The organism is Mesorhizobium sp. P3_B5 (assembly GCF_056402815.1).
Map to the genome: position 1 here is coordinate 147,165 of NZ_JBFUGR010000003.1, position 20,352 is coordinate 167,516.

Annotated in this window: 24 protein-coding genes; 17 read left to right on the forward strand and 7 right to left on the reverse strand. The window is 61.1% G+C overall.

What is annotated here, in order from left to right:
• Positions 1-141: 141 nt before the first annotated feature.
• The gene (locus AC1DVW_RS10390) at positions 142-1,395 is read left to right on the forward strand and encodes a hypothetical protein (RefSeq protein ID WP_477322877.1); all 1,254 of its coding nucleotides are present in this window, start codon (positions 142-144) and stop codon (positions 1,393-1,395) included.
• Positions 1,396-1,435: 40 nt separating this feature from the next.
• Here the strand turns inward: AC1DVW_RS10390 and AC1DVW_RS10395 are convergent, their stop codons facing one another.
• Positions 1,436-3,145 (reverse strand): AIPR family protein, encoded by a 1,710-nt coding sequence (locus AC1DVW_RS10395; RefSeq protein ID WP_477322879.1) that lies wholly within the window; start codon positions 3,143-3,145, stop codon positions 1,436-1,438.
• Positions 3,146-3,489: 344 nt separating this feature from the next.
• On the opposite strand from AC1DVW_RS10395, the gene uvrB reads away from it, so the two are divergent.
• The 6 genes from uvrB to AC1DVW_RS10425 all read left to right on the forward strand — a co-directional run bounded on the left by uvrB (position 3,490) and on the right by AC1DVW_RS10425 (position 10,615).
• Positions 3,490-6,555 carry an excinuclease ABC subunit UvrB gene (uvrB, locus tag AC1DVW_RS10400; protein WP_477322880.1) on the forward strand — a complete coding sequence of 1,022 codons (3,066 nt, stop codon included), beginning with the start codon at positions 3,490-3,492 and terminating at the stop codon, positions 6,553-6,555.
• 314 nt (positions 6,556-6,869) lie between these two features.
• Positions 6,870-7,775 (forward strand): DMT family transporter, encoded by a 906-nt coding sequence (locus tag AC1DVW_RS10405; RefSeq protein WP_477322882.1) that lies wholly within the window; start codon positions 6,870-6,872, stop codon positions 7,773-7,775.
• 254 nt (positions 7,776-8,029) lie between these two features.
• A complete protein-coding gene (locus AC1DVW_RS10410; protein WP_477322883.1) occupies positions 8,030-9,556 on the forward strand; it encodes an ABC-F family ATP-binding cassette domain-containing protein in 1,527 nt (508 codons plus the stop codon).
• Positions 9,557-9,698: 142 nt separating this feature from the next.
• A complete protein-coding gene (locus tag AC1DVW_RS10415) occupies positions 9,699-9,980 on the forward strand; it encodes a type II toxin-antitoxin system RelE/ParE family toxin (protein ID WP_477322884.1) in 282 nt (93 codons plus the stop codon).
• A gap of 15 nt (positions 9,981-9,995) precedes the next feature.
• Positions 9,996-10,295, forward strand: coding sequence for a HigA family addiction module antitoxin (locus tag AC1DVW_RS10420; protein ID WP_477322886.1), 300 nt, complete (start codon positions 9,996-9,998; stop codon positions 10,293-10,295).
• A 146-nt stretch (positions 10,296-10,441) separates the two neighbouring features.
• On the forward strand, positions 10,442-10,615 hold the full coding sequence (locus AC1DVW_RS10425; RefSeq protein WP_477272719.1) for a hypothetical protein: 174 nt from the start codon (positions 10,442-10,444) through the stop codon (positions 10,613-10,615).
• A gap of 49 nt (positions 10,616-10,664) precedes the next feature.
• On the opposite strand, the gene AC1DVW_RS10430 is transcribed toward AC1DVW_RS10425, so the two are convergent.
• The gene (locus tag AC1DVW_RS10430; protein ID WP_477322887.1) at positions 10,665-11,279 is read right to left on the reverse strand and encodes a glutathione S-transferase family protein; all 615 of its coding nucleotides are present in this window, start codon (positions 11,277-11,279) and stop codon (positions 10,665-10,667) included.
• Positions 11,280-11,490: 211 nt separating this feature from the next.
• Here AC1DVW_RS10430 and AC1DVW_RS10435 point away from each other — a divergent pair, with 211 nt between their 5' ends.
• The 3 genes from AC1DVW_RS10435 (at position 11,491) to AC1DVW_RS10445 (ending at position 13,113) form a co-directional block, all read left to right on the forward strand.
• Entirely contained in the window at positions 11,491-11,919 is a 429-nt protein-coding gene (locus AC1DVW_RS10435) for a VOC family protein (protein WP_477322888.1), read from the forward strand.
• 182 nt (positions 11,920-12,101) lie between these two features.
• Positions 12,102-12,455: a DUF1428 domain-containing protein gene (locus tag AC1DVW_RS10440; RefSeq protein ID WP_477322890.1), complete on the forward strand. Its 354-nt coding sequence runs from the start codon at positions 12,102-12,104 to the stop codon at positions 12,453-12,455.
• A 70-nt stretch (positions 12,456-12,525) separates the two neighbouring features.
• Entirely contained in the window at positions 12,526-13,113 is a 588-nt protein-coding gene (locus AC1DVW_RS10445; RefSeq protein WP_477322892.1) for a dihydrofolate reductase family protein, read from the forward strand.
• A 4-nt stretch (positions 13,114-13,117) separates the two neighbouring features.
• Here AC1DVW_RS10445 and AC1DVW_RS10450 read toward each other — a convergent pair whose 3' ends face one another.
• On the reverse strand, positions 13,118-14,701 hold the full coding sequence (locus AC1DVW_RS10450; RefSeq protein ID WP_477322893.1) for a tetratricopeptide repeat-containing sulfotransferase family protein: 1,584 nt from the start codon (positions 14,699-14,701) through the stop codon (positions 13,118-13,120).
• A 204-nt stretch (positions 14,702-14,905) separates the two neighbouring features.
• The gene (locus AC1DVW_RS10455; protein ID WP_477272729.1) at positions 14,906-15,088 is read right to left on the reverse strand and encodes a hypothetical protein; all 183 of its coding nucleotides are present in this window, start codon (positions 15,086-15,088) and stop codon (positions 14,906-14,908) included.
• A gap of 366 nt (positions 15,089-15,454) precedes the next feature.
• On the opposite strand from AC1DVW_RS10455, the gene AC1DVW_RS10460 reads away from it, so the two are divergent.
• The 4 genes from AC1DVW_RS10460 to AC1DVW_RS10475 all read left to right on the forward strand — a co-directional run bounded on the left by AC1DVW_RS10460 (position 15,455) and on the right by AC1DVW_RS10475 (position 16,530).
• Positions 15,455-15,721 carry a hypothetical protein gene (locus AC1DVW_RS10460; RefSeq protein WP_477322895.1) on the forward strand — a complete coding sequence of 89 codons (267 nt, stop codon included), beginning with the start codon at positions 15,455-15,457 and terminating at the stop codon, positions 15,719-15,721.
• Entirely contained in the window at positions 15,718-15,966 is a 249-nt protein-coding gene (locus AC1DVW_RS10465) for a hypothetical protein (RefSeq protein WP_477272730.1), read from the forward strand. The genes AC1DVW_RS10460 and AC1DVW_RS10465 overlap by 4 nt, the downstream gene beginning before the upstream one ends.
• 100 nt (positions 15,967-16,066) lie before the next feature.
• On the forward strand, positions 16,067-16,201 hold the full coding sequence (locus AC1DVW_RS10470) for a hypothetical protein (protein WP_477245443.1): 135 nt from the start codon (positions 16,067-16,069) through the stop codon (positions 16,199-16,201).
• A 104-nt stretch (positions 16,202-16,305) separates the two neighbouring features.
• A complete protein-coding gene (locus AC1DVW_RS10475) occupies positions 16,306-16,530 on the forward strand; it encodes a hypothetical protein (RefSeq protein WP_477322897.1) in 225 nt (74 codons plus the stop codon).
• A 19-nt stretch (positions 16,531-16,549) separates the two neighbouring features.
• Here the strand turns inward: AC1DVW_RS10475 and AC1DVW_RS10480 are convergent, their stop codons facing one another.
• Positions 16,550-16,951, reverse strand: coding sequence for a Kazal-type serine protease inhibitor family protein (locus AC1DVW_RS10480; RefSeq protein WP_477322899.1), 402 nt, complete (start codon positions 16,949-16,951; stop codon positions 16,550-16,552).
• 495 nt (positions 16,952-17,446) lie between these two features.
• Between AC1DVW_RS10480 and AC1DVW_RS10485 the strand changes: the two genes are divergently transcribed.
• From AC1DVW_RS10485 to AC1DVW_RS10495, 3 genes are all read left to right on the forward strand, one after another.
• Positions 17,447-17,659, forward strand: a complete 213-nt coding sequence (locus AC1DVW_RS10485) for a cold-shock protein (protein ID WP_006202520.1) — start codon at positions 17,447-17,449, stop codon at positions 17,657-17,659.
• A gap of 345 nt (positions 17,660-18,004) precedes the next feature.
• A complete protein-coding gene (locus AC1DVW_RS10490; protein ID WP_013530020.1) occupies positions 18,005-18,217 on the forward strand; it encodes a cold-shock protein in 213 nt (70 codons plus the stop codon).
• Between the two features lie 188 nt (positions 18,218-18,405).
• On the forward strand, positions 18,406-18,816 hold the full coding sequence (locus AC1DVW_RS10495; RefSeq protein WP_477272735.1) for a BA14K family protein: 411 nt from the start codon (positions 18,406-18,408) through the stop codon (positions 18,814-18,816).
• Positions 18,817-19,200: 384 nt separating this feature from the next.
• Here AC1DVW_RS10495 and AC1DVW_RS10500 read toward each other — a convergent pair whose 3' ends face one another.
• Together AC1DVW_RS10500 and AC1DVW_RS10505 are read right to left on the reverse strand one after the other, a co-directional pair.
• Positions 19,201-19,842, reverse strand: coding sequence for an MBL fold metallo-hydrolase (locus AC1DVW_RS10500; RefSeq protein ID WP_477322901.1), 642 nt, complete (start codon positions 19,840-19,842; stop codon positions 19,201-19,203).
• Positions 19,843-19,983: 141 nt separating this feature from the next.
• Positions 19,984-20,301: a hypothetical protein gene (locus AC1DVW_RS10505; RefSeq protein WP_477245452.1), complete on the reverse strand. Its 318-nt coding sequence runs from the start codon at positions 20,299-20,301 to the stop codon at positions 19,984-19,986.
• Between the last annotated feature and the right edge of the window lie 51 nt (positions 20,302-20,352).

Below are 20,352 nucleotides of genomic sequence, written 5' to 3' on the forward strand. Positions count from 1 at the left end.
TTGTGTAGACTGTCTGCTGGGCTGGTTGAAGCGCCGACTCTTGGCCAATTGAAATACAGGCTCGCACCGCATCAGGACCGACAGGCGCAGCGCAGCAGATGCGTGTATGGTTGCTGCGGAACGGCACATCGGAGGACCAAGATGATACGACTCGCAACCCTGCTGGCATCCGCCCTTGTTCTGCTGCTGCCGCTGTCTTCCGCCAGCGCCGCGGCGCCCGAAGCAGCGAGCGCGCTGTTCGAGGCGAAAACCGTGGCTGAGCGAAACGCCGCGCTCACCACGCTCGAAGCCGCGGCCCCAACCGATCCAGCCTCAGCCTATGCGGCCGGCGCCGGCGAATTCTTCACCGCGCTGGAGATCCTCGCCGGTGGCCTGCACCGCCATGGCTTCGAAAGTCCGCAATCCTTCATGCTGCCGCTGATGCGGCTGCCGGTGCCGGACAATCCCAATCCCGAGCCGCTGACCTACGAGCAGTTTCGCGCCATCCTTGTCGCTTTCCGCGACCGGCTTGAAAAATCCACGGCAACGCTGGGCTCAGTGCCCGCCGATGCCGGTATCGGCATGGAGATCGATCTCGCCCATGTCGGCGTAGACCTTGACGAGGATGGCAACATCACGCCGCAGGAAAGTCTCGCGGCAATCATGGCGGCACTGTCGAACAATAGCGGCGATGCGCCGGACGCCACCCCGCTCATCTTCCGCTTCGACCGCGCCGACGGTTTCTGGCTGCAAGGCTACGCCGAATTCCTGATGGCCCAGGCTGATTTCTGGCTGGCGCATGACTTCAGCAACATGTTCGACGGCTCGTTCCACATGCTGTTTCCGCGCGCAAAACTGCCGCTGCAGGACATTCTCGTCCCGCCGGACGGCGGCATGGGCGGCGGTATCCTCACCTCGGAATGGCGCCTCGCCGATTTCATCTCGCTGGTGCATCTCATCAACTGGCCGGTGGTCGAGCCGGAACGCCGTCAAGCAGCGCGGCGTCATCTGCTGGAAATGATCCGACTGTCGCGCGAAGACTGGAAAGCGATCCGCGCCGAGACCGACAATGACCGCGAATGGCTGCCCGGCCCGCAGCAGAAAGGCACCAACCGGCTCACCGGCCTCGAAGTCGGCGAGGAGCAGGTCCAGGCCTGGCTCGCCACCTTGACCATGGCCGAGGATCTGCTCGAAGGCCGCACCTTGCTGCCGCATTTCCGCATCACCGGCAAAGGCATCAACATGAAGCGCTTCTTCGACGAGCCAAAAACCTTCGATCTGGTGCTGTCGATCACCGGCCCGGCCATCGCCCCCTATCTCGAAAGCGGAAAGATCCTGACCAGCGAGGAATTCAACCAGATCCAGCGCCAGTTCGGCGGCAGCGGGTTTCTGACGTTTGCGCTGTGGTTCAATTGAACTACGTGTCGCGTAAGCGAATCGTATATTCGGACTCTGATCACACTGCCGAAGAATTACTTTTCTTCCTCAGTCTGGCCTGCTTCGTTTTCCACTGGGCGTTCAGTTTTTTGAGCATCTGCGACCCCCTCGCTGCTGCGTCACCATCCATAGTTTTGGTCAGCGTCTTATAAGTCCTCAGTACGCGCTTGAAAGCATCTCCAAGGATGGCTCCATCTAACTTCGACGCCGGAGGCAATTTGCTTGCCACCGGACGGGTAAGCCCGGAAAATTCGCGCGCTACTAATGCTCCCAGATAGAATTTGAGGTTCTTCTGATCGCTTCCACCTATGCCTTGCTTAGCCAAAAATTCGTCTACCTTTTGCATAATCTGGACGCAATTTACGTATGCGGATACCGGTATCTTAGGATCGGCAAAGACGGCCTTGTACCGGCTATCGTCTTTGAAATAGTCCCCGGGACGTGCCCGCGCGTCGTCGGGTCTTTGAAGTATAAGAGAGATGACTGATTGAACCAGCGCATTGACACCAACGATCTTTCGCACAGGTCGCCCTTGGTCCCGGTAAAAACCCTTTCGCCTGTCATAGTAAAGGTCAAATTTCCGAAATAGCTCTTCAATGTCTCGCTGAATCTGGTCGGTCATACGAAGAGATGCGGGTAGCATTTTGTTTTGGCTGTTAGTAGCCCGGATGATCCGGTCCTGTGTCGCCTGATCGGTCGTCTCTATCACGCGAATAAGCACCGTCCTTTCACCGTCGTCACCATTCACGCCGATTTTCGCAAATATGACGCGCGAAGTCTGCAATCCATTGACGATTTGCGGGTCTTCTATGACGAGTTGCTTATGCCCGCCTGGTGTGGTCTTACCTGCAATGATCGTCACCCCGTTGTTGAGTAGCCAAAAATTCGGGCCACCCTTCTCCTCAAGGGTCTTCGCAATTTCCTTGTTGACGGTAGAATCTTGCTGAAAACCTCGAACGTTCGTTTCGAAGATACGTTCGGCTAGCTCCCCCGGAGAATCCTCAAGGAAGCGGCAAAACTCGGCAAGCCTCACAAGGCCAACCGAACCCTCTTTGGCAACCATCGGCGTCTCTGCCCAAACGATTGTCCTACTCCTGGGTGGCCGGCGTTGAACCTGTTCCCAAAGCTCCTTTGCTCCAACGCAATGAACTGTGCAGGTTGCCTTAATGTGCTTAGCTGCAGCCGCCTCGATTCGGCGGCAAGCATCAAGGGCGTAACTATCTGGAACAGCGTCGTCGCCCGTAATATAGTAATAGTCCACGGTGAGATCGGGATGATTCTGGACCATTTTCAGGTATTTGTCCCGCCAAACTCGCATTGCAAGCTTGACAGTGTCGTTGTATCTCATACCGAACGAGCTTGGATCTTTCGATAGATCAAAAAAATCTTCAGTGAATGGGAGCCACTTCTCTATCTCTGTTGGCTTGATGCCTCCACTGGTCTTGACCTGCACAAATACAACCCGGACTTTGGATACAAACTTCGCGTCGATTGTGTCATCGTCGGTCAGCAATTGACCTTGGTTGGCCAAAATGTATATGCCATCGGCACCACCATCGTTACCACCCTCGGTGATTCCAAAGCGAATTTCATCCTCGTCGAGAGAATACGGTTTTAGGAATTGCTCTAGGCAATAGTACAGCCAGGGGTCGATGCCACCTAGATCCCCAGCGTTTGTCCTCCAATCGTCGAAATTTGCCTTTAAGACGATAGCATCGTTCGTTGACATTATTTCCCCCCCCGCGTCCTGACGACGGAGAGTATGGCTTACAACTGCATGTTCAAGTCAAGGTAATGTCTCGCCAACTTAGGCGTGCGAGGCGGCGGCCACGAATACGTTTGTCACTCTGAGAGATCGCCCCTAGGTATAGCACCGCCTCTGCCTCATCGGTGTAAAGCGGTTCCCAGCGTGCGAAAGGCGCGGCCGCCGCCGCGATCGATGCGTCGACTGTACGCTGCTGCGGCAGATGTCGTCACCGCTCCTGACACCCTTGTGTCAGGAGCCTGGTTTCGCTCCGGAACCCGAACCACTCGGCTCTTTCCATTTTGGCTGACTCTGCCCATATTCGGAACATGGCCAAATCTCCCGATAAAAAGACGCCGCCGCCGGCGGGTGACGATCGTGCTTCGCCACCCAAGCGGCGCAGCCCGCTGACCGATTTCCTCGATGCCTCTGAGCCCCTACACAAGGGCGGCTTTGCCGAGGCGCCGCAAGCCGAATTCAGCGGTGCGCCGCTGACCGGCTCGATCGCCGATTGGGCCGAGCAGATCGAACAGGAAGCCGAGAAGGAAGGGCGCGCCTCCAGCAAGTCGCCGAAGGCCGCAAAAAAGATCCCTGAACGCTCCGCCGCGCCCGGCCGCTCGGCGCGCGGCACTTCGATGGGCGGCGCGGCCTCGGCTCGGGAGCGAACCGCGGCTGGCCTCAATCCAGTCGCCGGCCTCGACATTTCGCTGGAGGACGCCGAGACCATGGCCTCCGGCGGCGTCACCGCCACGGTCGCCGCGCTGTCGGCGCTGATCGAATCCGGCAATCCCTTGCACAAGGACGGCGTGCTTTGGACACCGCACCGCCCTGCCCGTCCGGAAAAATCCGAAGGCGGCATCGCCATCAAAATGGTGTCGGATTTCGAGCCGGCCGGCGACCAGCCGACGGCGATCAAGGATCTGGTCGAGGGCGTCAACGACAACGACCGCACCCAGGTGCTGCTCGGCGTCACCGGCTCGGGCAAAACATTCACCATGGCCAAGGTGATCGAGGAGACGCAGCGCCCTGCCCTGATCCTGGCGCCCAACAAGACGCTGGCGGCGCAGCTCTATTCCGAGTTCAAGAAATTCTTCCCGGAAAACGCCGTCGAGTATTTCGTCTCCTACTACGATTACTACCAGCCGGAAGCCTACGTCCCGCGCACCGATACCTTCATCGAGAAGGAATCCTCGATCAACGAGCAGATCGACCGCATGCGCCATTCCGCGACGCGCTCGCTGCTCGAGCGCGACGACGTCATCATCGTCGCCTCGGTGTCTTGCATCTACGGTATCGGCTCGGTCGAGACCTACACGGCGATGACCTTCCAGATGCAGATCGGCGACCGGCTCGACCAGCGCGCCTTGCTCGCCGATCTCGTCGCCCAGCAATACAAGCGGCAGGACATCAACTTCGTCCGCGGCTCGTTTCGCGTGCGCGGCGACACGATCGAGATCTTTCCGGCCCACCTTGAGGATCGCGCCTGGCGCATTTCGATGTTCGGCGACGAGATCGAGCAGATCACCGAATTCGATCCGCTGACCGGCCAGAAGACCGGCGAGCTGAAGAGCGTCAAGATCTACGCCAACTCGCACTATGTGACGCCGCGTCCGACCCTGAACCAGGCCATCAAGTCGATCAAGGAAGAGCTCAAGCACCGGCTGGTGGAGCTTGAGCGCGCCGGCCGCCTGCTGGAGGCGCAGCGGCTGGAGCAGCGCACACGCTTCGATCTGGAAATGCTGGAAGCCACCGGCTCCTGCGCCGGCATCGAGAACTATTCGCGCTATCTCACCGGCCGCCAGCCCGGTGATCCGCCGCCGACCTTGTTTGAATACATCCCCGACAATGCGCTGGTCTTCATCGACGAAAGCCACGTCACCGTGCCGCAGATCGGTGGCATGTATCGCGGCGACTTCAGGCGCAAGGCGACGCTGGCCGAATACGGCTTCCGTCTGCCGTCGTGCATGGACAACAGGCCGCTGCGCTTCGAGGAATGGGATGCCATGCGTCCGCTCTCGGTAGCCGTTTCGGCGACGCCGGGCGGCTGGGAAATGGAACAGTCCGGCGGCGTCTTCGCCGAGCAGGTCATCCGCCCAACCGGCCTGATCGACCCACCGGTCGAGGTGCGTCCGGCCAAGAGCCAGGTCGACGATGTCGTCGGCGAAATTCGCGACACCACCAAGGCCGGTTACCGCACGCTGGTGACGGTGCTGACCAAGCGCATGGCCGAAGACTTGACCGAATATCTGCACGAACAGGGCATCCGCGTCCGCTATATGCACTCCGACATCGACACGCTGGAGCGCATCGAGATCCTGCGCGATTTGCGCCTCGGCGCCTTCGACGTGCTGGTCGGCATCAACCTGTTGCGCGAGGGCCTCGACATTCCCGAATGCGGCTTCGTCGCCATCCTCGATGCCGACAAGGAAGGGTTCTTGCGCTCGGAAACCTCACTGATCCAGACCATCGGCCGCGCCGCTCGCAATGTCGACGGCAAGGTCATCCTCTACGCCGACCAGATCACCGGCTCGATGGAGCGGGCGATGGCCGAAACCGGCCGCCGCCGCGAGAAGCAAATGGAATGGAACGAGGCCAACGGCATCACGCCGGAATCGGTCAAGTCGCGCATCTCCGACATTCTCGACTCTGTCTACGAGAAGGACCACGTGCGCGCCGATATCTCGCAGTTCACCGACAGCGCCGGCGCGATGATGGGCAACAATCTGAAGGCCCATCTCGACGCCATGGACAAGCAGATGCGCGAGGCCGCCACCAATCTCGATTTCGAAAAGGCCGCCCGCATCCGCGACGAGATCAAGCGGCTGCGCGAGATGGAACTGTCCATCTCCGAGGACCCGTTGGCCAAATATGCCGACATGGAAAGCCCCGTCTCGGGCCGCGAGAAGGGCAAGCACAACAAGGGCGTGGCCAAACATCGTACTTCAGAGGAACAGGAGCGTTTCCGCAAGCTCGACGCGGCACGTGCCTCTGAAAACGCAGCCCGGCCCAATCTCTTCCGCAAGCCTGATCTCGACGAGATGGGCACCGACGGCGCCGTACCGGTGAAGAAGCCGCTATTCGCCAAGCCGTCGCTCGACGCCATGGGTCCGGGCACCGACATGCCGACCCCGGCCGGTGCGGTGTCGCGCTCGCTGTTCAAGAAACAGTCGGCCGAGGAGGCGCACGGCTCCGATTTCGGCATTCCGGGTGAGCCGACCAAGCCGCTGTTCAAGAAGAATTCTCTCGACGAGATGACCGTGCGGCGGACCGAAACGCCGATCGAAGGCGACAAGCCGGTCAAGCGCGAACGCGCCGGCATGGGCTCTTATGAAGATCCGGCAGATGCTCGCCGCGAAAAGCGCCGGCCGGGCAAGACGGGCAGGCCGGGACGGTAGCGATCCTTCGCGCCCCCCTCTGTCCTGCCGGACATCTCCCCCACGAGTGGGGAGATTGGCGGCTTCATCGCTTCGCTCAATTCTGCAACGTTGGAGATCGGCGAAAGCAGAGGTGAGATCCGATCTCCCCCCGTGTGGGGGAGATGTCCGGCAGGACAGAGGGGGGCGCTGTCCCTCCAACACCGAAAGCTCTTCCTTCGACCAACTCACCGGCAACGCCCTGCTGGACTATGCACCCGTCCTTGCAAGCCACTGGTGGAACCTATACGGGCCTTGCCATCCCGCCCGTCCGCCCCGGAAACCACCCACGAACCATGAAACCCAGAGACATCGCCTCCTACATCTTCCTGGCCATCACCTGGGGGTTGTCATTCCTGGTCCTGCTCAAGGTGGTGCATGCCTTTGGCTGGATCGGCGCGGTCACCTTGCGGTCGCTGATCGCCGGCGTCACGCTGCTGCTGCTGGCGGGTGCGACCAGGCGCAAGCTCGATTTCAGCGCCGGCTGGCGGCCATTCGCTATGGTCGGCGCAACGACGGTTGCGGCACAGCTGATCGGTCTGTCCTATGCCACCCCGCGCATCGGCACGGCGATGGCGGCCATTCTCGTCGCGGCGATCCCGCTGTTCTCGATGATCCTTTCCCAGCTTTGGGGGCTGGAGCGCATCACCGTGCGCGGGCTGGCCGGCCTGCTGCTCGGGGCCGCCGGCATCATGGTGCTCGTCGGCTTTCCCTCGGTGCCAATGACGACATCCTTCGCACTCGGCTGCGCCGCCTCGCTGCTCAGTTCCTTCTCGGCGGCATTCGGCAGCAACTACGCCAACCGTCATTTGCGCTCGGTTGGCTCGCTGGAAGTCACCAGTGCCGCCTTCCTGTTTGGCGGGTTGATGACGCTGCCGCTGCTGCTCGCCGTGCCGGTACCGGCAATGCCGCGCGTCGTGRACTTCCTCTATCTCGCCATTCTCGCCTGCGTGATGAGCGCAATGACCTACGTCGTCTATTTCCGGCTGGTTTCCAGCATCGGCGCCACCAGGGCGATCAGCGTCGAGTTCGCCGTGACCGTGATCGCGGTGCTGGTCGGCACGGTCATGCTCGGCGAGTCGCTGACCATCATCCAGGGCTTCGGCGCGGTGGCGATCATCTGCGGTTGCTTGCTGGTGCTGGATCCGTTCCCGCGCCGGGCGAAAGCGGTCCCCTTGCCATCCGCCCAGCCTTTGGTGTAATCGCTCCGCACACTCGAACGTCTTGAAAGGAGGGCTCACGTGTTTGATTTTTCTCGTCACCATCGTCAGCGTGGCCCGATTTCTGCCCTGCGAGCTTGCTTGCAGGGCTGACCAGGGTCATCACGGGTTTTTCCCGCTTCGATTATTTGGTCTGCCCTTCGTGGTGCCGCAACGCCGAGCCTGATGGCCAGCCTGCGCACCGTCAAAGTGCATTGAACCGGACCTTTCCTCCGGACAGACCAGAGAAATCAAAAATGGCCCTGATCAGCCTCAAATCCCTCGGCGTCACCATGAGTGCGCCGCTGTTCTCCAATCTCGACCTCACCATCGGCGCCGGCGACCGGCTCGGCATCGTTGCCGCCAACGGTCGCGGCAAATCCACTCTGCTCAAATGCCTGACCGGCGTGATCGAGCCGACCTCCGGCGACATCACCCGCACCCGCGGCCTGCGCGTCGGTCATGTCGAGCAGTCGGTTCCGCCAGCTCTCCTCGACCACAGCTTTCATCACATTGTCGCCGATGCCTTGCCGGCGGAGCAGGCCGAAAGCGAGCTGTGGCGCGTCGACGTGGTGCTGGATTCGCTCGATGTGCCGGAGCCGATGCGCGAACGGACGATGCGGGCCTTGAGCGGTGGCTGGCAAAGGCTGGCGCTGATCGCGCGTGTCTGGGTCACCGATCCGGATGTGCTGCTGCTCGATGAGCCGACCAACCATCTCGACCTCGCCAAGATCGGCCAGCTGGAAACCTGGCTGAACGCGTTGCCTCGCGAGGTGCCGGTGGTCATCGCAAGCCACGACCGTGCATTCCTCGACGCCGTCACCAACAGGACGCTGTTCCTGCGCCCGGAACAATCGCCGGTGTTTGCGCTGCCCTATTCCAGAGCGAGGCAGGCGCTGGACGAAGTCGACGCCTCGATGGCGCGCAAGTTCGAGCGCGACATGAAGGTGGCGCAGCAATTGCGCCGGCAGGCCGCCAAGCTCAACAACATCGGCATCAATTCGGGCAGCGATCTTTTGGTGGTCAAGACCAAGCAGCTCAACCAGCGGGCAGAGCGCCTCGAAGTATCAGCGGCACCGGCACACCGCGAGAAATCGGCGGGCGCGATCAGGCTGGTCAATCGCGGCACCCATGCCAAGGTGCTGATCACGCTCGACGACGCCGCGGTCGAAACGCCCGACGGAACCCTGCTATTCAAGACCGGCAAGCGTCATATCTGCCAGGGCGACCGTATCGTCCTGCTCGGCCGCAATGGCGTCGGCAAGACGCGTTTCGTCACCTTGATCCGCAACGCCATCACGGAGCCGGAAACGGTGCCTGATGTGAAGGTGACGCCGTCGACGGTGCTCGGCTACAGCGACCAGGCGCTGGCCGGCATCAGCGGTGACGACACACCGCTGGCGATGGTTTCGCGCCGCTACGACGTCGGCGAGCAACGCGCCCGCTCGCTGCTCGCCGGTGCCGGCGTGGTCATCGAGATGCAGGAGAAAAAGATCGCCGTGCTGTCGGGCGGCCAGAAGGCACGGCTGATGATGCTGGCGCTCAGGCTCGCCAACCCCAACTTCTATTTGCTCGACGAGCCGACCAACCATCTCGACATCGACGGCCAGGAAGCGCTGGAAACCGAATTGCTGGCGCATCAGGCAAGCTGCATGCTCGCCTCGCACGACCGCTCCTTCATCCGCGCGATCGGCAACCGCTTCTGGCTGATCGAGAAGCGGAAGCTGATCGAGGTCGAGGACCCCGAGGATTTCTTCCGCTCGGTGGCCGAAGCCGGGGGTTGAAGGATTGGCGGCGAGACCAGATATCCTGCCGATATGGAATTCCGGTCTGTCACCGACAGATCGGAATTCGTATCATTGCATGAGACGTTTCTCTTGACTTCCGTTGCGTATCATGCGACGATACGTTTGTCGGATACAGCAGATGATACGTTCATTCAAGGACAAGACCAGCGAGGCGGTTTCGAAAGGCAAGGCTCCGAAGGGCTTCCCATCGGATCTCGTTCGTTCCGCTCAGCGCAAGCTGTTCATGATCGACAACGCCGCCGAACTGTCAGACCTGAAGACGCCACCCGGCAACAGGCTTGAGCCGCTGAAAGGCAACCGTGCCGGTCAGCATTCGATCCGCATCAACGATCAGTTTCGCATTTGCTTTCGCTGGGTTGACGGGCAAGCCGACGATGTCGAAATCACCGACTATCATTGAAAGACAGGGTCTCAAATGCTGAACATCAACCCGCCTATCCATCCCGGAGAAATCCTCCGCGAGGAGTATCTCATACCGCTTGGCCTGAGGCCCTATTCGCTGGCCAAAAAGCTGCATGTGCCGCGTACGCGTATCGAGCGCCTGGCCAGCGAGACGACGCCGGTAACGCCCGACACAGCGTTGCGCCTTGCCAAGTTTTTCGGAACCACGCCGCAATTCTGGATGAACATGCAGTCCAGTTATGACCTTGCCGTGGAGGGAGAGGCCAAGAAGGCCGATCTCGAAACGATCGAGCGCTTGGAAGTTGCTGCTTGAGGTAGGCGGCGCTGGCAACAACTCGGTTCCGTTCCGCCTTCGGTGCTGACGCAAAAAAGATTCGGCGCCCTGTCGGATCGCCTGAACGTGCCGCGTCCTTGGGATGCCGACACGATGATGCCGGCTTCATCTGAGGAGAAAGCATCATGTCCATTCTGTCATCCATAGGCCGCGTTGCCACCCGTTACGCACAGAATCGCGCCCGCCATCGCAGTGAGCGCGAGTTGCTGTCCCTGCCGATTGAACTGCGCAAGGATATTGGCTGGCCGGAAATCGTCATCGACGCGCAAAACGGCCCACGGATCCGCAGGGCGCCCTGACCATGCGGTCGGACAATATCGATGCAGGCCGCCACGGGGCGACCATTGCTCAATCGTGCGTGTCGCCCGACAGCGGCGTCGCCTGCATCGATCCGCGCCTTTCGAAAGCCTCGAACCAGCGCGTCAGCCGTGTCCGCTCGCGAAACGACGGAAGCTGGCGGAACGCCATCCAGGACAGTGTGGTGGCAAGCGCTATATGGCCGACATGGAGCGGGGCGTCATCATCCAGCATGCTTTCGATCCAGTCATAGCTCGCCTCGATCTTGTCCCGGTATCCCTGGGCAAGAGCAGCATAACGCAACTGTTCGGGCCGCCTTTCCGTCTCCCAACGCAAAGCTATGCCCGTCTGCGCCAACCCTTGAGCGACTGCTTGCAGCTGCAATGCTTGCCAGCGCGCCTCGCCGTCCTGCGGCAGCAGCTTGCGGCCGTCATGCAGCGTGTCGAAATAGGCGCAGATGACATCGGAATCGAAGATCGGCGACGCGTCTGGCCGCAACAGCACCGGCACCTTTCCAAGCGGGTTTTCGGCATAGATGCGCGCATTGCGCGAGGTCGGGCTGGTCTCGTGATGAATGACCTCGAGCCGATCGGCAATGCCGACCTCATGCGCGAAGACGAGTGCCTTGCGCGCGAAGGGCGAGTGGGTCTGGTAGTAGAGGATCATGGTCGTCCCAAGGGGGCTTGAGGAAGTGGCGCCGGCCCCCTTTCTAGCCCGAGAGCTCCGAGATTTGCGCTCTGATTTGGGGGGCCCCGACGCAAGTTCATTTCACGCCAAAAAAATCGCGGCGGCCATGTAGGAATGCCGTCACCTCGTTCGTCCTATGGTCCGCAAGGCCAGATCACACGCCCGGACCCAACGCAAAGAGGAGCAAGACATGACCGACCAGACCCCCGTTCAGCCGGCTGCAAAAGTGCTCGGTGGATTGACCCCTTATCTGCAACTGGACGGCGCCTTCAAGGCTGCCGAGTTCTACAAGAAGGCCTTTGGCGCCGAGCAGGTGTTCTTCTATCCGCCGGATGACCAGGGCCGCACCATGCACATCCACCTCCACATCAACGGCTCGACGCTGATGCTCTCCGATTTCTACCCTGAAAACGGGATGCCCGCCGTCAAGCCGCAGGGCTACACCATGCAGCTTCACCTCGGCAGCGACGACATCGATGCCTGGTGGAAGCGCGCCGTCGAGGCCGGGTGCGAAGTCGCCGTGCCGCTGCAGGTCATGTTCTGGGGCGACCAGTGGGGCAATATGCGCGACCCGTTCGGTGTCGAATGGGCGATGAACGCACCGGCCAAGAAAGCCTGAGGCTTTACCTCTCCCCCTGTGGGAGATTGCCCCGGATTGCTCTCGGCAATTCGGCTGGCAATCCGGGTGAGGGGTAACTTGGCGCCAAGCTGGGACACCCCTCATCCGTCTCGGCGCTGCGCGCCGATCCACCTTCTCCCACAAGGGGAGAAGGAAGAGCGCTGCTAACCCAGGAGAACCTCATGTCCTATGTCGATGGTTTTGTACTCGCCGTGCCCAAGGCGAATCTCGATGACTACAAAAGACTGGCCAACCTCACCGGCCCCATATGGATGGAACACGGCGCACTCGCCTATGTCGAATGCATCGGCGACGACGTGCCCTATGGCGAGGTGACCTCGTTTCCGCGTGCCGTGCAGGCAAAAGACGACGAGATCGTCGTCTTTTCCTGGGTGGTCTATGAATCGAAGGAAAGTCGCGACACGGTGATGCCCAAGGTCATGGCCGACCCGCGTTTGACGCCCGATTGGGGGCCTATGCCCTTCGATATGAAGCGCATGATCTTCGGCGGCTTCCAGCCGTTCATGGAACTGTAGACCGGGCGTTCCGATACCAACGGCAGAACGCGAAACTCGACTCGATTTCTCAAAAAAATAGGACCGACTTATGCGCAAGCTGATCGTTTTCAACAGCATATCGCTCGACGGCTATTTTACCGACGGGCACGGCGCCATGGATTGGGCGCACAGCCAGGACCCGGAATGGAACGCCTTCGTCGCCAACAATGCCAAAGGCGGCGGCATGCTGGTGCTAGGCCGCGTCACCTATGACCTGATGATCCAGTTCTGGCCAACGCCGCTGGCCGCACAGATCGCGCCGGTGGTCGCCGAACGAATGAACACCATGCCGAAGGTCGTGTTTTCCCGCACGCTCGACACAGCCAGTTGGAACAACACCGAGTTGGTCAAAAGCGGACCAGCCGCGAAGCTCCGGGAACTGAAGCAGCAGCCGGGCAATCACATGACCATCCTGGGAAGCGGCAATCTCATCGCCCAATTGGCCGAGGAAGATCTGATCGACGAATACCAATTCGTCGTCGTTCCGGTCGTGCTCGGCGCCGGCAGGACGATGTTCGAAGGCATCGGCAAACCGCTCGACATAAAGCTGAGCCGATCGCAGACCTTTGGCAATGGCAACGTCTTTCTGTGCTACGAGCAGAAGGCGCAAGCCGATCAGCTCAAGGCATTGGCCTGATTGTTCAGTCCAGCCTGTCGAGCAACGGCTTGAGCCGGTCGCCATAGCGCTTCCACAGATCGACCGAGCCCTGGTACATCGGCTGGCGCACTTGCGCGGCCGAGGCCGTGCGCACCGGACGGTCGGTCTCGTGAAACGACAGCGCAGCGTCGTCCCATGGCAGGCCGAGATGGGCAATCAGCGCCCGCGTCTGCCCTTCCTGGTCGGCGAYGAAATCCTCGTAGCGCACATCGTGCACGACGCCGGGCAGGACAGCGCGCCAATGCGCCATGATGTCGGTGTAGAGATTGTGGAAATCGGCGAGCTCGCCAAGGTCGTAGCCGTAGCGATGGCTGTCGCCGCGGAAATGCACCTTGTAGATCGAAAGGCATGTCGCCGCCGCATCGCGCGCGCAATGGATGATCTTGGCCTTCGGCAGCATCATGTGGATGAAGCCGACCAGCAGGAAGTTGCCGGGCATCTTGTCGGTGACATGCTGGAAGCCGGGATAGCGGGCGTGCAGCATGTCGAGATAGGCCTGGCCTGCCTCGAAGAAGGCCTTGTCGGGCATGTCGGCTATCCCCTGGGGGAAGCCGCCCTTCATGGTCAGCGGAAACTGCTTTCCCACCGCCGTCTTCAGGATCGAGAGCTCGCCCGCGCCATAGACCTTGGGATGGCTGGAGATGATCTGCTCGATCAGCGTGGTGCCGGAGCGCGGCATGCCGACAACGAAGATCGGCGTGTCGTCGCCGATCGTGCTCGGCCTGTGCTTTTCGAAGAAGCCGGCGTTGAAGGTCGCCTTCATCGCCTCGAATTCGGCGCGCGTCCTGCCCGCATCGTAGTCGATGCCTTTGCGCCGGATCGCATTGCCTTCGGCGAAATAGTCGAAGGCGCGGCCATAGTCCTTCAGATCGTCATTGGCCTTGCCGAGGCCGAAGGAAAGCTGCATGCGCGCCAGGCTATCTGCGGGCGCCTTGGCGTGCTGCGCCTCCATGCCGGCCAGCTCGGCGTCACGCTCCTTCTGGCGCTTGACCTGCGTCAGCATCAGCCATGCCGTGGCCATGCCGGGCTCGACTGCCAGCGCTTGCCGGAACAGATCGGCCGCTTCATCAAGCTTGCCTTTTTCCATCATCCCGACGCCGAGCCCATGCAACAGGTTTGCATCCTTCGGCCGGATCGTCAGCGCCTCGCGGAAGGTTGCCAACGCCTCATCCAGACGCCCTGCTTCCTGCAGCGTTTCGGCTAGCCCGATGCGTGCACGCACATGGAAGGGATTGCGTCCGACCGTGCCGCGATAGATGGCTTCGGCATCCTCGAACTGGCCGAGCTGTTTCAGCGCCGAACCGAGATTGTCGCGCGCCGCAAGCTGATCTGGCTTGAGGTTCACTGCACCGCGGAAGAAATCCACGGCCGCGGCAACGCGGCCAAGATCGCGCATCACCGTGCCGAGATTGTTGAGAAAATCCGGATTGTTCGGCAGCAAGCGCACCGACTGTTCAAGCAGCGTCAGCCCATCGGCGCTGCGCCCGGTCTGGTGCAGCAGCAGCCCGAGGAAATGCGCCGCCGCAGGGTGATTGGCCTTTTGCGCCAGCACCTGACGGTACAGCATCTCGGCCTCTTGCCGGCGGCCGGCCTGATGCAGCTGCAACGCCTGCTGCACGCGCTGGTCTAGCCCTAGCGGCGGCTGTCCGCCTGCGCCTGCCCGTTGTTTTGGATCTCTGGTGATGGGAAACCTGCCGTGTTTGTCCGCTTGCCGGACCTAAGCCATGGCAGACGCAGATTCAAGAGCGGATCAAGACGGGATCCGGCCCTGTCAAATCAGGCGGTTGCTTTCGGCAAGCTGGCGCGCGCGGCGCAGCGTGCCGTCGGTGTCGGCGATCATCCGCCTTGCTGCCTCGTCGCTTCTGATCGTCAGCCGCGCCGAGATGACTTTGATCGGCTTGACGATCGGCTTGATTGTCACGGTGGAGCCGTCCGGGGTTTTTACAGAAATCATGTTTTCTCCTCCTATGCCTAAATAAAATGCAAATGCCGGGACAAATGTTCCGGCGAAATATCAAACAATTTTTGAGAATGCATCCGCACCCTATCAGCATTCTACAGATAGTTATAGGGGACGATTTTTGCGATAAGATCAGGGATTTACAGGAATCTTCTTGATTTATCCGGGATTCCGGAATAAAGATTTGAGGTCAATTTTGGGTCAGGCTTGGCATCTCGCGGCGTCAGAGTTCTCGACCCGTCAACCTCATTCAAGATCGCCGATACCCAGATTGCCGACACAGGGCGCGCGACACCTCGCGACCATTTCTCTCTTTGAAGAAACCGCTTTCGCGGATTGATAGAACATCGAGGCACCAGAATGTCCGGCCGCACCACCCATTCCATCGCCCACTTCGCAGCACCTTTCGTGCTCGGCGGGCTGGAAGGAAGTTTGCCGGCCGGCGATTATGACATCGACCACGACGAAGAGCTGATCGACGGCATGTCGTGGCTTGCCTGGCGCCGTGTCGCCACCTTCATCCATCTGCCGGCAAGGACGGTGAAAAGCCCGACCAGCCAGCTCATCGCCATCGACCACGCCGAACTCGAAACAGCGCTTCGGCAAGACCGGGAGAACGCCGCATGATCCGTTTCCAGCAGAATGCACGCCCACGCACCGACACGCCCGCGCATCTTTTCGCGATCGGCCAGACAGTGCGCATGAAAAGCCGCACCGGCCTGGTGCAGAAGACCGCGGAGCTGTTCCAGATCAAGAGCATGATGCCGGTCAAGGACGGCTCCCCGCAATACCGCATCCGCAGCGAGCAGGAGACCCACGAGCGGGTCACCACGGAAGACAATCTCGAAGCGGCCGACAATCCGGCGGTCTAGACCATCGCGGTTGAATAACAAGACAGAGCCCCATCCCGATCCACCGGAATGGATCAGCTCTCGTCCGCACCTCAACAGACACACAACGAGGGACCAGAGAATGGCCAAGGGTCAACAGCGCAGCAATCGTGAGACACGCAAGCCCAAGAAGGACAAGGTGGCGGCAAAACCGGCCTCGCCCTTCGGCTCGGCGGTCAAGCAGGCGGAAACCGGACTGAAGCCGAAGTCCAAGTAGCGGAAGCAAACGGACCGCTCGCCGGTGCCTCGAAGGCGAGAGGCGCCGCGGCATATCTGACGCGATGCAGGGCAGCTAAACGCCTATCCAACACGGAGGCGCGCTTGAACTTCGTCATCGAGTTCTATCGGTCGCGCGATGCCGACGAGGCGATGCTCGACAAGGTGTCGCTTGAGGCGCCGAATTTGCGCGCCGCCTTGCAAGGCGCGAGCGCGCTGTTCCACACACTGGCCATGCCGCAGACCCCCGATCGCCTGCGTATTTCCGACGAGGATGGCAGCGAGCTTTACGCCGGGCCGGCTGATGGGGCGTATCCCGTAGAAATGTGAGACGCGCCCCACTCACGCCTCAGCAGGGACCATCATCCACGACGTTGTAGTCGGCGGCACGAGCCTCGCATTCGTTCGGGAAGGTGCGCAGTTCGCCATGCCGGCGGGCACAGACCGGAGCATATTCGCGGGTGCAGAATGTCTGCTCCTCGCCGCCGCCACCGCCACCGTCGCGGCACTCGCCATCGCGCAAAATGCGATATCCTGCCCGCTCGGCAAGGCAGGCATTGGCGAAGGTCTGGCGGTCGCCGCCGCGCCGGGCACAGACCGGCTCATAGTGCTTGGGGCAGAATTGCGGCTCCGGCCTTGGCGGGCGCGGCCCTGGTCCCTCATCGACCACCACCGTGCAGGCGCCAAGAATTGCCGACAGGAACAGGATGGCAAAGCCCTGTCGCGAGAAGATTGCCGCAAGAAATCTCATGAATATGTCTCCCTCGAGACCCCCGTCCCGGCGCTAAACACGCCAGCCAATCCTCTTCATTCCGGTCGCAAATGCAACCCCCGTTTGCGGTCCGCCGTTTGCGGAAACGACGCGGCGCGCGTGCCGGCGCCACCCCTGACATGGCCCGCTTTCCAGCGCTGGACCATGCGTGGCCGGGCTCTGGCCGATGACCGGGGAGAGAGCCGGGTCTATCGATGCGCTACGTCGGGATGCGCCCATCGGGGCGCCCCGCGGGCCTATCTTGCAACCATCACGTTTCCGTGCGATAAATTTTGTGTTCGGGCATTTGCGACCCGGAGAGCGGAACGTTTTGGACGACCTTTCCCCGATACTGTGAATCTCTGACGGCCCCGTTTTCGGCGGGGGGTTTGACCATGCGCAAATGCGTGACTGCCGAAGCAACCACCGGGACTTGCCCACGGCGCCAGGCGGCGGGCAAACCACAAGACTGACACGGGTGAAGGAGTTTCCCCAATGGCCCAGACCGGCACCGTTAAATTCTTCAACGCGACCAAAGGCTTCGGCTTCATCACGCCAGACGGCGGCGCCAAGGATGTGTTCGTCCACATTTCCGCGATCGAGGCTTCGGGCCTGCGTACTCTCGTCGATGGCCAGAAGGTCACCTTCGACGTCGAGCCCGACCGCATGGGCAAGGGTCCGAAGGCGGTCAATCTGCGCGCAGCCTGAACCGTTGCGCGTCCGTTCGGACGTGCGAGAGGACGCCGCAAGACCTTGAGCCGGCTTCCGGAGCCGGGCTTGAATTTTTTCGAAGGCGCGACGGGTTCTGTCGCGCCTTTTTCGTGTCCGGCGCGCCCAATGCATGTCGCCCAAAAGTGCGCAGCGGTTTTGGGACAACGACATGCATCAAAACAAAGACTTAAAGCGCGTTGCCTGAATCCGCTTCAACGCGACGCGCTTTAGCCCGCCCCCGCAAAACTTTCTCTTGCCGATAGCGCTAAAATAAAGGACAAATTTCCCTTCGGGCATTTGCCGGCCCGAGACTGGACTTTATGGGATCAAAGGGAGCTTCCCATGCCGCAGACCGGCACCGTCAAATTCTTCAATCATGCCAAAGGCTTCGGCTTCATCACGCCGGACGATGGCGCGAAGGATGTCTTCGTCCATATTTCCGCCGTGCAGGCGTCGGGTCTTCCCGGTCTTGAGGATGGGCAGAAAGTGTCCTTCGACACCGAGCCGGACAAGCGCGGCAAGGGGCCGAAGGCCGTCAACCTTTCGGTCGGCTGAGCCGGCCTGAAAGACAGGACCGAACGGGGTGAGGTCCGCTCTCTGCGAGCGTGCGGTTTTTGTCGCACGCATTGAACGTCCGAAAATTTCGTTCAGCCCCCGTTCAGCCACGGTCGCCTATTAATCTTTGGTAAAGCCGGACCGCATCCCCCCGAAAAATTGCACGGGACGGCACGAAGGAGACCAAGATGAATCGCATTTTCAAGACCACCATCCTGTCCGCAGCCATCGCCGCGACCACGCTCGCCACCTTGCCTGCTGCCAATGCCGATGAGTGGCGCCATCACCGGCATCACAATGGTGACGCCCTCGCCGCCGGCGTCCTTGGCCTGGCAGCCGGCGCGTTGATCGTCGGTGCGCTCAACAACCCGCAGCCGAGATACTACGATCCCGGCTATGACGATTACGATGGTTACGCCCGGCCGGCACCGGTACGCCGCTACTACGTACAGCCGCGGGTCGTTTATGCCGACCGCTACGCCGAGCCGTGGACCCGCGAATGGTACGAATACTGCTCGGATCGCTACCGGACCTTCAACTCCCGCTCGGGAACCTTCACCGGCAATGACGGCGAGCAGCATTTCTGCACCGCCAACTGAGTGCATGTCGTCCAAAAGTGCGCAGCGGTTTTGGTATAACGACTTGCACAAGGCAGAGCAATTAAGCGCGAAGCGCATTAGGACTTCCCTGCCCCAAAGCAAAAAAGCGCTGTCCGCAAGGCCAGCGCTTTTTTGTATTGAGCTCTCGATTTCTGATCCGTTGCCAGGTGCTCACCCCGGGTGTGTTGAGATTCAGGTCAGGCCGAGCCGAGAGCGATGGGTTCCGAGAACCTGAGCGGAGCGTACTTTTGGGTACGTGAGGACCGGCCTACGCCGGCCGTAGCCTTAGCTGCCACGATCCTTCATGAATGCTTCGGCCGGCGAAGGCCGGAAGCGCAGGAGACCATCGCTCTCGGCTCGGCCTCACCTGAATATCGGCACACCCTAGGTCAGGAACGGATTGCTCCGGCGCTCCTCGCCGAAGCGGCCACCGGGCCCATGGCCGCAGATGAAGCCGATGTCGTCGCCGAGCGGCAGAAGCTTCTCCTTGATTGAGGCGATCAGCGCGGCATGGTCGCCGCCTGGCAGATCCGTGCGGCCGACCGAGCCGCGAAACAGCACGTCGCCGACATGGGCGAACTTCGCCGCACGGTTGTAGTAGACGACATGGCCGGGCGCGTGGCCGGGACAATGAAGCACCTCGAACACATGCTGGCCGAACGACACGGTTTCACCTTCGGTGAGAAACCGGTCGGGCACGCAGTTGCGCACCGGGTCGGTGATGCCGAAGCGCCTGGCCTGGTTCTCGAGATTGGCCAGCAGCGGCTTGTCGGCCTCGTGCGGGCCGATGATGTCGACGCCGAGCGCTTCCTTCAAATCCATCGCACCGCCGGCATGGTCGATATGGCCATGCGTGATCCAGATCGCGCCTGCGGTGATCGCATTGTCCTTCAGCACCGACAGCACCTTGTCGATGTCGCCGCCCGGATCGACGACGACGCCTCGCTTGTCATCCATGTCGAACAGGATGGTGCAATTCTGCTGGAAGGGTGTGACCGGCACGATGCCGGCATTGAGCTGCCCCATGGTCGTCCTTTCGCTATCTCATCTCCGATGTAGAGACAGAGGCGAAAGCCGTCCACCGCCAAAAAGCGGCCGGCGAGTTAGCCCAAAAACAGAAATGGGCGGCCGCAGCCGCCCATGCGAGAAGCCTGAAACGCAGAAGGCTTATTTCTTCATCGCACCCATGACCGCACCGATGATGCCGGTCAGGATGGCGCCGCCGCCGGCACCGCCAACGATGTTGTTGAGGTTCAACGCGCTGCCCAATCCGCTGGTGGCCGCCGCAGCCGCTGCCGGATCGACCGCACCGCCGCCCAGCAGGCTGCCGAGGATAGCCGCGCCGCCGACGCCGCCGAGAGCGCCGCCCAGGATTTTGGGAAGCTGACCCAAGGCTGCCTGTTTGAGCGCCGCGCCCACCGCCTGACCACCGATGATACCCGTAATCACCTGAATAATGATCGGAAGAAGCGTGTTCATGTCCATATTACCAGTCCCTCCATGACTGCCAGCCTCCCGGGCCGACGCCATCATGAG